Origin of the sequence: Mycobacterium sp. 236(2023), from assembly GCF_029623955.1 — a bacterium.
Lineage (GTDB): Bacteria > Actinomycetota > Actinomycetes > Mycobacteriales > Mycobacteriaceae > Mycobacterium.
Genome location: NZ_JARSBP010000002.1, coordinates 1560633 through 1575353, shown reverse-complemented (window position 1 = coordinate 1575353; position 14721 = coordinate 1560633). Strand labels below are relative to the sequence as shown.

The following is a 14721-nucleotide window of genomic DNA, read 5'->3' as shown; positions in this document are numbered from 1 at the left end:
GTCGAGGTCGCGGAGCGGGGGTGATGCATGCAGGCGAAGCCGCAACCTACCCGCATCGTCTCCACCCGGATCCAACCCCCGTCGACCGGCGGGCGGCTCATACTCCGCAGTCGACTGATCGACGCACTGAACGCGGGCCGGACGAAGCGACTGGCATTCATCCACGCACCCGCCGGCTACGGCAAGACGACGTTGGCGGTGCAGTGGCAGCGAGAGTTACGCGGTGACGGGGCCGTTGTCGCCTGGCTGAGCCTCGACGCCGACGCCAACGACACGGTCAGCTTCCTGGCCCACCTCATCGAGGCGATACGGCGCGTCGAACCCGCACTGGGCGGGGATCTCGGCGACCACCTCGAGCAGCGATCCGGCGACGCCACCCGCTACGTGCTGGCCGAACTCGTGAACCAGATCGCCGACCACGGTCGGCTGATGGCGATCGTGTTCGACGACTGGCACGTGGTCACCGATCCCGACACCGCAGGGGCCCTGGAATTCCTGCTCAAGATGGGGCCTCCCAACCTGCATCTCGTGGTCACCAGCAGGACGCGAACGCCTGCCGTCGGCTGGTTGAAGGTGCGCGACCAGGTTGTCGAAATCGACGTTGCCGCACTACGTTTCGACCACACCGAGTCGGCGGCCTTCCTGACCGAGCTCAATGAGCTGACCCTCGACCGCGCCGATGTCGATCGGCTGTGGGCGAGCACCGACGGCTGGATCGCCGCGCTTCAGCTCGCCACGCTCTCGTTGCGGCACACCAACGATCCGTCGTCCTTGATCTCGGGCTTCTCCGGTAGGCATCACTCGGTCGGCGACTACCTCGCCGAGAACGTGCTCGACGGCCTGTCCCCCAACCTGCTCGATTTCGTGCTGACGACGTCGGTCTGCGATCGGCTCTGCGCAGACCTCGCCACCGCCGTGAGCGGACAACCGCGAGGTCAGGCCGTCCTCGAAGAACTCGAGCACCTCGACATGTTCCTGATTCCGCTCGACGACAACCGGGACTGGTTCCGTTATCACCACCTGTTCGCCGGTTACCTGCGCCAGCGGCTGGCGCGCGATCACGCCGACCGCGTGGCCGACCTTCACCGCGTCGCGTCGGCGTGGTTCGCCGACCGCGGAATGCTCGGCGAGGCCGTCACACACGCACTGGTCGCGGGCGAGCGCGCCAACGCCGTGGATCTCGTTGAGCGACAAGCGATGAACCTCGTCGAGCACAGCCGGATGGCCAGCCTGCTCGGCCTGGTGAGTAAGCTCCCCGAACACGAACTGTCGGCCCGGCCGGAGCTGCAGATGGCCATCGCGTGGGCCAACTGCCTGCTCCAGCGCGCCGCCGGGGCGCAGACAGCGCTCGACCACGTCCGCTCGGCTCTCGGGTCCGAGACCCACACGACTCATGGCGGCGACGAAACGATCTCCGCGATGCTTGCCGAAGCCGATGTCGTGCAGGCGTGCGTCGATGTCTACGGCGACCGCATCGACCGCGCCGCCGACCTCGTCGCGCCCTACCTGGTGGACAACGCGCCGGTGCGGCCGTTCCTGGTGGCGGTGTCGGCCAACATCCGCACATTCGTCGACATCCACACCTCCGATTTCGACACCGCGCAGTCGCGCCAGCAGCTCGCGAACCCCTTCCACGAAGGTGCAGGCGGCCCGTTCGCGGGTGTGTACGGTCGCTGTTTCGCCGGACTGGCGGCCTTCGCCCAGCGCGATCTGGCCACCGCCGAGAAGCGCTACACCGAGGCGCGCGCCCTCGCCCAGAGCGCCGCCGGACACACGTCGCACGCGGCGCGGCTTTCCGGCGCTCTGCTCGGCAGGCTCAGTTACGAGCGCGGCGACATCGACGCTGCCGAAACGCTTCTGGAGGAATGCCGCGAGCTCGGCGCGGAAAGCGGCGTCGCCGATTTCATGATCGCGACGTACAGCGCCCTGCCCCGCATCAAGGTTCTGCGCGGCGACATCGACGCCGCACTCGCTCTCCTCGACGAGGGCGAAGCCACGGCCAGTCGGCTCGTGCTACCCCGGCTGACCGCCGCGGTCGATTTCGAACGGGTGCGGCTCTACCTCGCCGTCGACGACGTCGGCCGGGCCGAGGACACCCTCGCTCGCCAGGACATCACGACCCCGGGGCTCACCGGGGGCGTCGCCACGGCCACCCGCCATTACCAGCTCGCCATGGCCGAACGAATCGCGTGCGCCCACAACGACTTCGACAAGGCCGTGGCCCTGCTCACCCAGATGCGTGCCGAGAGTGTCCAGGCGCGCTGGCGGTACGCAGAAACCGCGTACTCCATCTCCCTCGCCAGGGTGCTGCTCCTCAAGGACGACACCGACGGTGCGACCGACCTCCTCATCGAGGCGCTGATCGCCGGTTCCCGAGCCGGATTGGTTCGCACCATCCTCGATGCCGGGCCTCAGATGGTGAAACTCGTTGCGGGCCTGCGGGAAGCGAGCCGGACCGGCCGCTGGGCCCCCGGACAGCCCCGGGTGTCGGCCGATTACCTGTCGCGGCTGCTGGCGATCGCCCATGCCGACTCCGACAAGGCGGCCATCCCGGTGATCGTGCCCGACGCCCATGTCGGCCCGTCACCCGAGGAGCCGCTCAGCGTCCGCGAATTGGAGATCCTGCGCCTACTGGAGCGGGGTCTGTCCAACAAGCAGATCGCCCGCAATCTCGGCGTCACCGTGAACACCGTGAAGTGGTACCTGAAGGGCACATACATCAAGCTCGGGGTGGCCAGCCGAGGCGAATCGGTGTCCGAGGCGCGGCGCCGGCGGATCCTGTCCTGACCGGCTATGCCTGGTAGTCGGGCGGCAGGGCGTCGAGCATGCCCCGCACCATCCGCACGGCATACTCGGAGCTTCCGCCGCCGACGATCAGCGCCGCGAACGCCATGTCACCGCGGTAGCCGGTGAACCACGAATGCGAACCGCCCGCGAACTCCGCCTCACCGGTCTTGCCGCGGACGTCGCCGGCACCCTGGAGGTCCTCGGCGGTGCCGTTGGTCACGACCAGGCGCATCATCGGCCGCAGGTTCTCCACCACGCTCGGCGGGATCGGCTGACGATCACCGGTGATCCCGGTCTCGCGCCCTTGGATCAACTGCGGCACCGGGGTCCGTCCTGCGGACACCGTCGCGGCCGCCAGTGCCATCCCGAACGGGCTGACGAGCACCTTGCCCTGACCGAAGCCGTCCTCGGTGCGCTCGGTCAGGTTGACGGTCGGCGGCACCGATCCGCTCACTGTCGACAGCCCGGCGACGGTGTAGTCCGGGCCGATGCCGTACTGGGACGCGGCCTGGGTCAGACCGCGCGGCGGCATCCTGCTCGCCAGTTCGGCGAAGGTGGTGTTGCAGGAACTCGCGAAGGCCCGTGACATCGGGACCGTTCCGAGGTCGAACCCACCGTAGTTCGGCACCGTGCGGTGACCGATGTCCAGCGTTCCGGGGCAGCCGAGAAGTGTGTTGGGCGTTGCCATCTGGCGTTCGATCGCGGCGCCCGCAGTGACGATCTTGAACGTCGAGCCGGGCGGATACAGGCCCATCGTGGCCAGCGGGCCCTCGCGGTCGGCGGCCTTGTTCTGGGCCACCGCGAGGATCTCGCCCGTCGACGGCTTGATGACCACGATCATCGCCTGCTTGTCGGTGAAGTTGACCGAGTTCTGCGCGGCCGTCTGCACCGACCGGTCCAGGCTGATGCTCACCGATGGCGCCGGAGTACCGGGAACCTCGTTGAGGACGTCGACGTCGACACCGTTCTGGTTGACCGTGACGACGCGCCAGCCGGGGTCGCCGTCGAGATCGTCGGCGACCGTCTTGTTGATCTCGTTGATGACAGCAGGCGCGAAAGTGTCGTCGGTGGGCACCATTTCGGGTTGCGGGGTGATGACCACACCGGGCAGTGAGCCGACGGCCCCGAAGACGGCATCGCGGTCGGCCTGCCGCAGCGTCACCAGGCCCAGCGGCGCCTGCCTCGAACTGGCCAGTTCGGCGAGGCGCTGCGGATCGAGGGTGTTGTCGAATCGATGCAGCGCGCCCACGAGAGTGTTGGCGGTCCTCATCAGGTCGGCTCCGGCCGCCTCGGCGTCGAGTGCGAAGTGGTATTTATAGCCGGGCACAAGCACATTGGTGCCGGTGCGTTCGTGCACGGAGGCCCGAGGCGGCTGTTCGGCCCGCAGCGCGAAGGTCTGGTTCTCCCCCAGCCTGGGGTGCAGGCCGGTCGCGCTCCACCGCACTTCCCAGCCGCCTTCGTCACGCACCATGTTGAGCTGCCCGTCGTAGGTCCAGGTGCGGTCCTTGGGCAGGTGCCAGGTGTAGCGGTAGGCGATGCTCCCGGTGTCCTCGGCCCATTTCGAGCTCAGGATCTGCGCGTCGAGACCCGTGGCCTGCAGGCCGGCCCACGCCTCGTTGAGGTCGGCGCGGGCTTCCTCGGGTTGGTCGGCGAGCAGCGACGCCGCGCCGGTGTCACCGGTGGCCAGGGCTTCGAAGAACTCCTCTGCGGTGGGCTCAGGGCCGTCGGGTCGCGGTGTGCACGCACCGACGGTGAGGACCATCGCGGCGGCAGCCAGGACGGCCCCAGCTCGTGACGTGAGTGAGGCGCGTGATGCGGGTGAGAACTGTGTTGCCATTGGGACAGATGTTACGAAGCTGAGACCTCAACCACGGGGAGGCGCACCGACCCGTCACGCCGAGATCCACCTTTTGCAGACGAAGTGCGAGTGGATGCCGACAAACGTGGATTTCGACGCGACGCTATGCCCCGAAGCCCCCCGCGGCGGGAGCGCGCACGACCAGCGGTACCGCCGGGAAGTAGGCCGCCATCTCCGAGCGAGAAGCCCGCAACGCGGCCGTGCCGTAACCCTGCTTGCGATGGTCAGGGTGGATCCAGATCCGGACCCCGACCTCGCCGTCGGCGAGTTCACCGAACACCATGCCCACCTTCGCGGTACCGACCTCGGCCACCAGCCACACCGCCTCCTCCGCGGCGACACGCGCCACGGCATCGCGGATCTCGTCGACCAGATCACCTGCGGGAGCGGCCGTTCCATCACCGGCTGAGCGCATGTCCGCGGTTCGCGACGCGAAGATGTCACGGTCCCCCTCGGCCGCGAACGGTCGCAGCATCAGGCGTCGCGCCGACCCCGGGTTCTGCTCAGGCGGGGTGTAGGTCGACGCCTGGCTGGTCAGGCTCTGCAGCTCGGCGGCGATGCGGCGACGCGACACCTTGGTCAGGCGGTCGAACGACATCCGCAGGACGGCTTCGGCGGCCTCCTCGGACGCGTCGAGCAGATCGGCGATCGCTTCGATCGCGGCGTCGTAGTCATCGGAGCCGACGACCGCATCGAGCACCTCGTGCCGGCGCTCCATGGCACGGACGAGCGCATCAACGATCTCGCGGCTCGCCGCACCCTGCTCGGTCATACCTGGAGAGTAGGCGCAGCGTTCGGTCAGTCGAGCAGGACCGTCGCAAATGACGCGACCTCGGCGAAACCGATGCGGGCGTACGTCGCCCTGGCCACCCTGTTGAAGCTGTTGACGTACAGGCTGGCGATGCGCCCGCCACCCACGACGGCCGCCGCGACCGAGGCGGTTCCTGCGGTCCCGATGCCGCGGCCACGCTGATCCGGGTGGACCCACACGCCCTGTATCTGCCCGACAGCCGGCGACTGCGAACCGACCTCCGCTTTGAACACCACTTCGCCGCGGTCGAACCGGGCCCACGCGCGGCCGGCGGCGATCAGCCCGGCGACACGGCGGCGGTAACCGCGGCCCCCGTCGCCGATGCGGGGGTCGATACCGACCTCACCGATGAACATGTCGATCGCGGCCACCAGGTAGGCATCGAGCTCGTCGATACGCACCGGACGCACCGACGGATCTGTGGCGCACTGCGGCGCCGAGCTGAGCGCCATCAATGGCTGGTGGGCGCGGACGTCGCGGGCCGGACCCCACACCGGTTCGAGGCGTTGCCACATCGGCAGCACCAGCTCCGCGCGGCCCACCAGCGATGAGCACCGGCGTGCACTGCTCATCGCCTTGTCGGCAAACGCGTTCAGGTCGCCGGGGGTGCCGCGCAGCGGGATCAGGTTGGCCCCGGCGAAACACAGAGACTCGTTGGCACGCCTGCGAGTCCACAGCTCGCCGCCGATCGCAGAGGGTTCGATGCCGTGCTCGGCGACCCGGGAGGCGACCATGCACGCGGCGACCGGGTCGGCGTCGAGAACCTGCCGGACCGCGTGGACGTCGCGCACCACCGACACTCGTCGCTCGTCGACTAGACGGAAAAGCGGAGGAGCCGACATCTGGACTCTTTCTGCGACTGACCCGAGAGGCCCCACCCCCTGGGGCTGTGTCTTAGCTTACGGTCACAACGGGCGAACCGGTGACATCATCGGATCCGGGTTCTGCCCCAATTTCTTCAGCGAGCCGCAACGCCTCTTCGATGAGCGTTTCGACGATGAGCGCCTCGGGCACCGTCTTGATGACCTCGCCCTTGACGAAGATCTGCCCCTTGCCGTTTCCGGAGGCCACACCCAGGTCGGCGTCGCGGGCTTCGCCGGGGCCGTTGACGACGCAGCCCATGACCGCCACGCGCAGCGGCACCTCCATGCCTTCGAGCCCGGCGGTGACCTCGTTGGCCAACGTGTACACGTCGACCTGCGCGCGGCCGCACGACGGGCACGACACGATCTCCAGACCCCGGGGCCGCAAATTCAGCGACTCCAGGATCTGGTTGCCCACCTTGATCTCCTCGGCGGGCGGCGCCGACAGCGAGACGCGGATGGTGTCGCCGATGCCCTTGGACAGCAGCGCACCGAAGGCGACCGCGGACTTGATGGTGCCCTGGAACGCGGGCCCGGCCTCGGTGACGCCGAGGTGCAGCGGGTAGTCGCACTGCGCGGCAAGCTGCTCGTAGGCGGCGACCATGATGACGGGGTCGTTGTGCTTGACGCTGATCTTGATGTCGCCGAAGCCGTGTTCTTCGAACAGCGAGGCTTCCCACAGCGCCGATTCGACCAGCGCCTCGGGGGTGGCTTTGCCGTACTTCTTCAGCAGCCGGGGATCAAGTGAGCCGGCGTTCACGCCGATGCGGATCGGGATGCCGGCATCGCCGGCAGCTTTCGCGACCTCCTTGACCCGGCCGTCGAACTCCTTGATGTTGCCGGGGTTGACGCGCACCGCGGCGCAGCCCGCGTCGATCGCGGCGAAGATGTATTTCGGCTGAAAGTGGATGTCGGCGATCACCGGGATGTTCGCCTTCTTGGCGATCGCGGGCAGCGCGTCGGCGTCTTCCTGGCGCGGGCAGGCCACCCGGACGATGTCGCAGCCCGAGGCGGTGAGCTCGGCGATCTGCTGCAGCGTCGAGTTGATGTCGTGGGTTTTGGTGGTGCACATCGACTGGACGGCGATCGGGTGGTCGCTGCCCACGCCGACGTCGCCGACCATCAGTTGGCGGGTCTTACGGCGGGGCGCCAGGACGGGCGCCGGTGGCGCGGGCATCCCCAAACCGATCGAGGTCATGACGAAAGTCTCCTACTGGAACCTAGTGATCATCGGAACCGCGTTTTCAGTTGAACAGCGTGATCGGGTTGATCACGTCGGCTGTCACGGTCAGCAGCGTGAAGCCCACCATCACGATGATCACGACGTACGTGAGGGGCATCAGCTTGAGGTAGTTGACGGGCGCGCCGGCGACTTTGCCGCGCGCTTCTCGAATCTTATTGCGGACCTTCTCATACAGCGCGATCGAGATGTGCCCGCCGTCGAGCGGGAGCAGCGGGATCAGGTTGACCGCGCCGAGGACGAAGTTCAGCTGGGCGAGGAAGAACCAGAAGGCGACCCAGATGCCGTGTTCGACGGTTTCACCGCCGATGCGGGACGCCCCCACGACGCTGATGGGTGTCTCGGGGTCGCGTTCGCCGCCCGTGATCGAGTGCACGAGCGCCCCGATCTTGGTCGGGATCTTGACGATGGCCTTGCCGAGTTCGACGGCGAGGTCACCGGTGAACACGAATGTGCCGGGGACCGCGGTGAGCGCGTTGTACTGGGTGGGCCCGAATTGCGCGGCGGTGACACCGATGCTGCCGACGTCGACGGGGACGGCGGGACCACCGTCATCACCGGCCACGAAACGCTGGCTCGGGGTGACGTCGACGGTGGTGGTGAACTCGCGGATCTGGCCGTTCTCGTCGCGCTGCACGGTCAGTGTCGTCGGACCGCTCTGCGCCCGCACCGCCTCGACGAGTGCGTCGAACGTCGGGACCTCGGTGTCATTGACCTTGGTGATGACGTCGTTGGCCTGGACGCCCGCGGCGGCCGCCGGGCTGTTGGCGATGCAGTCGCCCAGTTCACCTTGTGTCACTTCGGATTTGATGCACGACGTCTCCCCCACCACGGCGGTGGTCGGCGCCTTCAGGTTGGGCAGGCCCCAGATGATCGCGATCGCGTAGACCAACACGAGACCGATGATGAAGTTCATCGCCGGGCCGGCGAACAGCACCGCGACGCGCTTCCAGGTCTTCTGCTTGTACATCGCGTGGGGCCGGTCCTCGGGGTCGAGTTCCTCGACCGCCGTCATGCCGGCGATGTCGCAGAAGCCGCCGAGCGGAATCGCCTTCACGCCGTACTCGGTCTGCCCCAGCTTGTTGGGCCGCCAGGTGGACCACAGCGTCGGCCCGAAGCCGACGAAGTAGCGCCTCACCTTCATCCCTGTGGCGCGTGCCACCCACATGTGGCCGCACTCATGCAGCGCCACCGACACCAGAATGGCGAGCGCGAACAGCGTCACGCCAAGCACGTACATCATCGGGCGGCCAGTCCTAACTCCTGCTACCAGCGGGTTCCGCCTCGACGGCGCTTCGGGCCCGGTCACGCGCCCAGTCCTGCGCGTCGAGGACGTCATCCACGGTAGCTGGTTCGGCGGCCCACTGGTCGGCAGCGCGCAGTACACCGGCGATGGTTCGCACGATCGAGGGGAATCGGATGCGGCCGTCGAGGAAAGCGGCGGCGGCCTCCTCGTTGGCGGCGTTGTAGATCGCCGTCATGCACCCGCCGGCCCGTCCCGCCTGGCGTGCCAGCGCGACGGCCGGGAACACGTCGTCGTCGAGGGGTTCGAAATCCCAGCGTGACGCCGTGGTGAAGTCGCAGGCGAAGGCGGCTCCGGCCACTCGCGCCGGCCAGCCGAGCGCCAGCGCGATCGGCAGCTTCATGTCGGGCGGGCTGGCCTGGGCCAGCGTCGATCCGTCGGTGAAGGTCACCATCGAGTGCACGATCGACTGCGGATGCACGACGACGTCGATGCGGTCGTAGGCGATGCCGAACAACAGGTGGGTCTCGATGAGCTCGAGACCCTTGTTGACCAGGGATGCCGAGTTCAACGTGTTCATCGGGCCCATCGACCAGGTGGGATGGGCGCCCGCCTGCTCGGGGGTGACGTCTTCGAGCCGGTCGGCGGTCCACCCGCGGAACGGACCGCCCGAGGCGGTCAGTACCAGTTTGGCGACCTCGTCGGCGGTGCCGCCGCGCAGGCACTGCGCGAGCGCGGAGTGTTCCGAGTCGACGGGAACGATCTGCCCCGGGGAAGCGGCTTTCTGTACCAGTGGCCCGCCGGCCACCAACGATTCCTTGTTCGCCAGGGCCAGCCGCGCCCCGGACGCCAGCGCGGCGAGTGTGGGCTTGAGGCCGAGCGCGCCGACGAGCGCGTTGAGCACGACGTCGCACTCGGTGTCCTCGACGAGCCGGGTGACGCCGTCCGGGCCGGAGTAGGGCACGTCGCCGATGGCGGCGGCCGCGGCCTCGTCGGCGACCGCGACGTTGGTGACCCCCGTTTCGGCGCGCTGCCGGGCCAGTAACTCCCGGTTGCCGCCACCGGCGGCGAGCCCGACCACCTCGAAGCGGTCCGGGTTGGCCTCGATGACATCAAGCGCCTGGGTCCCGATGGAGCCGGTGCTTCCGAGGATCAGGACGCGCAGCCTGTCAGTCACGAAGCCTTCTTCCGTCGCTGTGCTCGCCCATGGCCTCATTGTGCCGCGCGGCAGATGTGACGCATGTATTACGACAAACCTCCAGACCCATCCAAACGGCGCACGGCTGGGAATGACCTGTGTGCCAACAAAGCGCGGGCGACGGCGCCCGGGCGCGAAGGGATGACAGAAATGACGACCATTCACCGCAAGACGGCCGCGGCCGCGACCCTGGCTGCGATCGCCGTCTTCGGCGCGGCAGCGTGCTCCAGCGAGGAGGCGGCAAGCACCGCGTCCTCTGTGACGAGCTCGGCCGAATCGGCCGTGGAGTCGGCAACCAGCGAGATGACGACCTCGTCGGCGGCCCCGAACGCGGATCCGGCCGCCAACCTCATCGGGACGGGCTGCGCCGCGTATGCCGAGCAGGTGCCGGAGGGGCCGGGATCGGTGGCCGGTATGGCTGAAGCGCCGGTTGTGACCGCGGCGTCGAACAATCCGATGCTCTCGACGTTGACGCAGGCGCTGTCGGGTCAGCTGAACCCGAACGTCAACCTCGTCGACACTCTCAACGGCGACGAGTTCACCGTGTTCGCGCCGACGAACGACGCGTTCGCCAAGATCGATCCGGCAACCCTGGAAACGTTGAAGACCGATTCGGACCTGTTGACGAACATTTTGACCTACCACGTGGTGCCGGGCCAGGCAGCTCCTGACGCCGTGGCCGGAGAGCACGCCACAGTTCAGGGCGCGACGCTCAATGTGACCGGAGCGGGTAACGACCTGAAGGTCAACGATGCCGGGCTGGTGTGCGGCGGCGTGAAGACCGCGAACGCCACCGTCTACATGATCGACACCGTCCTGATGCCGCCTGCCGCGTAACCGCCTGCCGCACAGAACTATTCAAACTCTTGAGAGGAATCGACAGAATGACTTCCAGAAGCGCACTCATCCGGGTCGGCGTCGCCGTATCGGCGGCCGCAGGCTTGTCGCTCGGGCTGGCGGGTACGGCGTCGGCAGAGCCCATGGGGCCGGGCTGTATGGCCTACACACAGCAGGTGCCCGACGGTGCCGGCTCGATCCAGGGCATGGCGGCGGCCCCGGTCGCGACCGCGGCGGCCAACAATCCGATGCTGACCATGCTGACCCAGGCGATCTCCGGCCAGCTCAACCCGCAGGTGAACTTGGTCGACACCCTCAACGGTGCCGAGTTCACGGTCTTCGCCCCCACCGATGACGCCTTCGCCAAGCTTGATCCCGCGACGGTGGAGAAGCTCAAGACGGACGCCGACCTGCTGACCAATGTCCTTACCTACCACGTGGTTCCGGGTCAGGCCGCGCCCGACGCCGTAGTAGGCGAGCACGCGACGGTGCAGGGCGCACCGGTGAACGTCACGGGCGCCCCGGACCAGCTGATGGTCAACGACGCCTCGGTGGTGTGCGGCGGCGTGCAGACCGCCAACGCGACCGTCTATCTGATCGACACCGTTCTGATGCCGCCGGCGATGTAACGGATTTTCGGCGGCGGAAAGCCGCCGGTACCCACTGTGGGCGCGCGGCGCCTTCGACGTTCGACGCGTCGGAGGCGCCGTTGGCGTTTCTCCTTCGACTTACACCCGCGGGCGCAAATGTAGCAATGGTTGTCTCGTATCACTGTCACACCAACCGGATGACGGTGTCGAAGACGTCAAAATGTGCTGTAGACGATGTCCTGCGGGTTTTTAACTGATCGAAGCAGCTTCTCTGTGGATATTTCTCATTGCTTGATGTTGCCAACCACCGATGGCGTCAATTAATGTGTGCAAGCCAGCTCATTTTTGGCAAACTATTTAGGGCAGTCAACAGTCGGCGCTCCCGGGGAAGAAGACCACATGACCGTGCAGCTCGAAGTCACCACGGGAGAAACAAGCGACGAGTTCTCGTCGAGTGCACACCGCGACCATCCACTCGTCGCCATCGTCGGTCTGGGCTATGTAGGCCTGCCGACCGCGCTGTCCTTCACCACAAGCGGAGCCGACGTGATCGGTTTCGACGTCAGCGAAGCGCGTCTGCTGGCCATCAAGGCCGATCAGGTCGACCTGCTTGCGCGCGATCACACCCGCCTGGCCTCCGCGTTCTCTGCCCATCAGTTGAGCCTGACAACCGAAGCATCCGGAATCGCCGCGGCGGACGCGGTGCTGATCTGCGTGCCGACGCCGGTCGACGCCCACCTGACACCAGACCTCGAAGCGCTGTCGTCCGCGTGCGCGACAGTGGTTCAGAACGCCCGGCCCGGCCAAACCATCGTGTTGACCTCGACCACGTACCCCGGCTGCACCGCCGATCTTCTGGTTCGCCCGCTGCAGGCACGCGGCTTCCAGGTCGGCACGGACATCTTCGTCGCCTTCAGCCCGGAGCGGATCGATCCCGGAGTCGTCGATCACGCGCCGGATCGCACACCACGGGTCATCGGCGGGGTCACCGCGGAATGCGCCCGGCGCGCCGCGTCCTTCCTGGCACACACCGCGGGATCGCTGCACATGGTGTCATCGCCGGAGGCTGCCGAGATGACCAAGCTCGTCGAAAACACTTTCCGCGCAGTCAACATCGCGCTGGCCAACGAGTTCGCCGACGCCGCCCGTGAGGTCAACATCGACGTCATGGAGGTGATCTCGGCGGCCGCCACCAAGCCCTACGGCTTCATGCCCTTCTATCCCGGCGCCGGCGTGGGCGGGCACTGCATCCCCTGCGATCCCCACTATCTCCTCTGGCAGTTACGCGCACGGCGCACCAGCTCGCCGGTCGTCGCGAGCGCGATGACCGCCATCGCCGAACGTCCGCGCGACGTCGTGACCAGGTCGCGCGACGTCCTGGCCGATGCCGGTCGCCGGATGCGGGACGCACGCATCCTCGTTCTCGGGGTCACGTACAAACCCGCCGTCGCCGACGTCCGCGAATCGCCCGCGCTGGCCATCATCGACATGCTCGCCGCCGAAGGAGCACACGTGGCGTTCGCCGACCCCCACGTCGAGCTCCTGCAGACACCGTCGACCGGCTTGCTGACCTCGCACCCGCGGCCGGCGGAGGAGACGTGGGATCTGGTGCTGGTGCACACAATTCAGCCCGGCGAGGAGTACGGGTGGCTGGCGGATCAGCCCCTCGTCCTCGACACCACATACCGGATGGGCGATCTCGCCCCCCACGTCACGCTCTGAGGCACCTCACACATGGTTGATTACGCGCCGCGCAGGACGGTGCCGGCGATCCCTCGCATCACCCGGCGCGACGACTCGGTCAACGGCACGCGCAGTGAAGGCCGACACCACCGGTTCATCGCCGCACGCCGGATCCGGGTCGCCCGATGGCTCGACTCGCTGCCTGCCTACGTGCGGGTCGGGCTGCGTCGCCTCGCCGTCATCGCCGCGCTGCTGCCGCTGATCCTGCTGCTGGCAGTGCAGGCGCCGCTCGTGCCGCATGCACCTCTACTCGTCGGCTACGGGCTTCTCGTGCTCACCGCGACGATCACGATGATGTACCTGGGTTTTGCCCGCTACGAAGATCCCAGCGTGCATCCCCGACCGCCGCGAATGCCACGAAATCCTCTCGCACGCAAGACACAATCGCCGGCTTGGGACTTTCCTTCCCTGCCCGCAGTCCCGAAGGTGACCCTTCTGGTGGCGGTGCGCGACGAGGCCGACGGTATCGAACAGTGTGTCCGCACCATGGTCGGATCGACTTACCCGAACCTGGAGGTCATCGTCATCGATGACGCGTCCACCGACGGCACGCCGGACATCCTGCGGCGCCTGGCCGCAGAACTCGACATCACCGTCCTGTACAACGAGGTCAACCGTGGCAAGAAGCACGCCCTGACCGACGGAGTCATGATCTCCACCGGAGATGTGCTCGCCTTCACCGATTCGGACTGCGTACTGGCGCCGGATGCTCTGTCACGCTGCGTCTGGGCCTTGGTCAAGAACCCCGACCTCGGGGCGGTCAGCGGGCACGCTCGCGCCCTGAACGCCGACGACACCGTCCTGACGCGCGCCCAGGATGCGTGGTACGACGGCCAGTTTCGCGTCGCCAAGGCCGCCGAGTCGACATTCGGGAGCGTCACGTGCGTGTCCGGCCCGTTGGCGGTGTTCCGGCGTGACGCGGTGCTCAACTACTTCCCGGCCTGGGCCAACGACATGTTCCTCGGTCGCGAGTTCCGCTTTGCCACCGACCGCCAGCTGACTGGGTACGTGCTCGGCCAGGTATGGAAAGGCAAGGAGCTCAAACGGCGCTACGCCGATTCGCCTCTGGTCTCCGAGCGCGACTATCCGGAGCGACACTGGCGGGTCGGCTACGTCCGCTCGGCACATGTGTGGACCACGGTTCCGGCCCGGGTGCGCCCGTTCATGAAACAGCAGGTGCGGTGGAAGAAGAGTTTCATCCGCAACCTCTGCTTCACCGGTTCGTTCATGTGGCGCCGCGGCCCCGGACCCGCGGCGCTGTTCTACGGCCACGTGCTCTTCGTCGCGGTAGCACCGTTGATGGCGGTCCGGCACCTGGTGTGGGCCCCGGCGAACGGGCTCTACTTCCTCACCCTGCTGTATCTCTGCGGCGTCCTCACCAAGGGTTTCGCCTGGGCTGTCGTCTTCAAGCTGACCAATCCCGGGAACTCGCGCTGGCGTTATCGCCCGGTCATGAGCCTGCTCAGCTCGGTGGTGTTGTCCTGGCTGTTGCCGTACTCACTGCTCACCATCCGCAAGGGCACCTGGGCGCGGGGTGCGCAATGAAATCAC

Annotated in this window: 11 protein-coding genes; 5 read left to right on the top strand and 6 right to left on the bottom strand. The window is 67.4% G+C overall.

Going from position 1 to position 14721, the window contains the following annotated elements; all coding sequences use genetic code 11:
• The first annotated feature begins 27 nt into the window (after positions 1–27).
• Positions 28–2787: a LuxR C-terminal-related transcriptional regulator gene (locus P9A17_RS10060; RefSeq protein WP_278038388.1), complete on the top strand. Its 2760-nt coding sequence runs from the start codon at positions 28–30 to the stop codon at positions 2785–2787.
• A 4-nt stretch (positions 2788–2791) separates the two neighbouring features.
• Here P9A17_RS10060 and P9A17_RS10055 read toward each other — a convergent pair whose 3' ends face one another.
• The 6 genes from P9A17_RS10055 to dxr form a co-directional block, all read right to left on the bottom strand.
• Positions 2792–4624, bottom strand: coding sequence for a penicillin-binding transpeptidase domain-containing protein (locus P9A17_RS10055; protein ID WP_278038387.1), 1833 nt, complete (start codon positions 4622–4624; stop codon positions 2792–2794).
• 124 nt (positions 4625–4748) lie between these two features.
• Entirely contained in the window at positions 4749–5417 is a 669-nt protein-coding gene (locus P9A17_RS10050; RefSeq protein ID WP_278038386.1) for a GNAT family N-acetyltransferase, read from the bottom strand.
• 26 nt (positions 5418–5443) lie between these two features.
• Complete coding sequence (locus tag P9A17_RS10045; protein ID WP_278038385.1) at positions 5444–6298, bottom strand: GNAT family N-acetyltransferase; 855 nt, start codon at positions 6296–6298, stop codon at positions 5444–5446.
• Positions 6299–6350: 52 nt separating this feature from the next.
• Entirely contained in the window at positions 6351–7517 is a 1167-nt protein-coding gene (ispG, locus tag P9A17_RS10040) for a flavodoxin-dependent (E)-4-hydroxy-3-methylbut-2-enyl-diphosphate synthase (protein ID WP_278038384.1), read from the bottom strand.
• Positions 7518–7563: 46 nt separating this feature from the next.
• Positions 7564–8802 carry a M50 family metallopeptidase gene (locus P9A17_RS10035; RefSeq protein WP_278038383.1) on the bottom strand — a complete coding sequence of 413 codons (1239 nt, stop codon included), beginning with the start codon at positions 8800–8802 and terminating at the stop codon, positions 7564–7566.
• Positions 8803–8815: 13 nt separating this feature from the next.
• Positions 8816–10018 (bottom strand): 1-deoxy-D-xylulose-5-phosphate reductoisomerase, encoded by a 1203-nt coding sequence (dxr, locus tag P9A17_RS10030; protein WP_278038382.1) that lies wholly within the window; start codon positions 10016–10018, stop codon positions 8816–8818.
• 132 nt (positions 10019–10150) lie between these two features.
• On the opposite strand from dxr, the gene P9A17_RS10025 reads away from it, so the two are divergent.
• From P9A17_RS10025 to P9A17_RS10010, 4 genes are all read left to right on the top strand, one after another.
• Complete coding sequence (locus P9A17_RS10025; RefSeq protein ID WP_278038381.1) at positions 10151–10837, top strand: fasciclin domain-containing protein; 687 nt, start codon at positions 10151–10153, stop codon at positions 10835–10837.
• 47 nt (positions 10838–10884) lie between these two features.
• Positions 10885–11466, top strand: coding sequence for a fasciclin domain-containing protein (locus P9A17_RS10020; protein ID WP_278038380.1), 582 nt, complete (start codon positions 10885–10887; stop codon positions 11464–11466).
• A 360-nt stretch (positions 11467–11826) separates the two neighbouring features.
• A complete protein-coding gene (locus P9A17_RS10015; protein WP_278038379.1) occupies positions 11827–13149 on the top strand; it encodes a nucleotide sugar dehydrogenase in 1323 nt (440 codons plus the stop codon).
• 12 nt (positions 13150–13161) lie between these two features.
• A complete protein-coding gene (locus tag P9A17_RS10010) occupies positions 13162–14715 on the top strand; it encodes a glycosyltransferase (protein ID WP_278038378.1) in 1554 nt (517 codons plus the stop codon).
• The last annotated feature ends 6 nt before the right edge of the window (positions 14716–14721 follow it).

What these genes read in the sequence shown, in the direction of transcription:
- P9A17_RS10060 (WP_278038388.1), top strand. Translation starts at nt 28, where the DNA reads ATGCAGGCGAAGCCGCAACCTACCCGCATCGTCTCCACCCGGATCCAA.
- P9A17_RS10055 (WP_278038387.1), bottom strand. Translation starts at nt 4,624, where the DNA reads ATGGCAACACAGTTCTCACCCGCATCACGCGCCTCACTCACGTCACGA.
- P9A17_RS10050 (WP_278038386.1), bottom strand. Translation starts at nt 5,417, where the DNA reads ATGACCGAGCAGGGTGCGGCGAGCCGCGAGATCGTTGATGCGCTCGTC.
- P9A17_RS10045 (WP_278038385.1), bottom strand. Translation starts at nt 6,298, where the DNA reads ATGTCGGCTCCTCCGCTTTTCCGTCTAGTCGACGAGCGACGAGTGTCG.
- ispG (WP_278038384.1), bottom strand. Translation starts at nt 7,517, where the DNA reads ATGACCTCGATCGGTTTGGGGATGCCCGCGCCACCGGCGCCCGTCCTG.
- P9A17_RS10035 (WP_278038383.1), bottom strand. Translation starts at nt 8,802, where the DNA reads ATGATGTACGTGCTTGGCGTGACGCTGTTCGCGCTCGCCATTCTGGTG.
- dxr (WP_278038382.1), bottom strand. Translation starts at nt 10,018, where the DNA reads ATGAGGCCATGGGCGAGCACAGCGACGGAAGAAGGCTTCGTGACTGAC.
- P9A17_RS10025 (WP_278038381.1), top strand. Translation starts at nt 10,151, where the DNA reads ATGACGACCATTCACCGCAAGACGGCCGCGGCCGCGACCCTGGCTGCG.
- P9A17_RS10020 (WP_278038380.1), top strand. Translation starts at nt 10,885, where the DNA reads ATGACTTCCAGAAGCGCACTCATCCGGGTCGGCGTCGCCGTATCGGCG.
- P9A17_RS10015 (WP_278038379.1), top strand. Translation starts at nt 11,827, where the DNA reads ATGACCGTGCAGCTCGAAGTCACCACGGGAGAAACAAGCGACGAGTTC.
- P9A17_RS10010 (WP_278038378.1), top strand. Translation starts at nt 13,162, where the DNA reads ATGGTTGATTACGCGCCGCGCAGGACGGTGCCGGCGATCCCTCGCATC.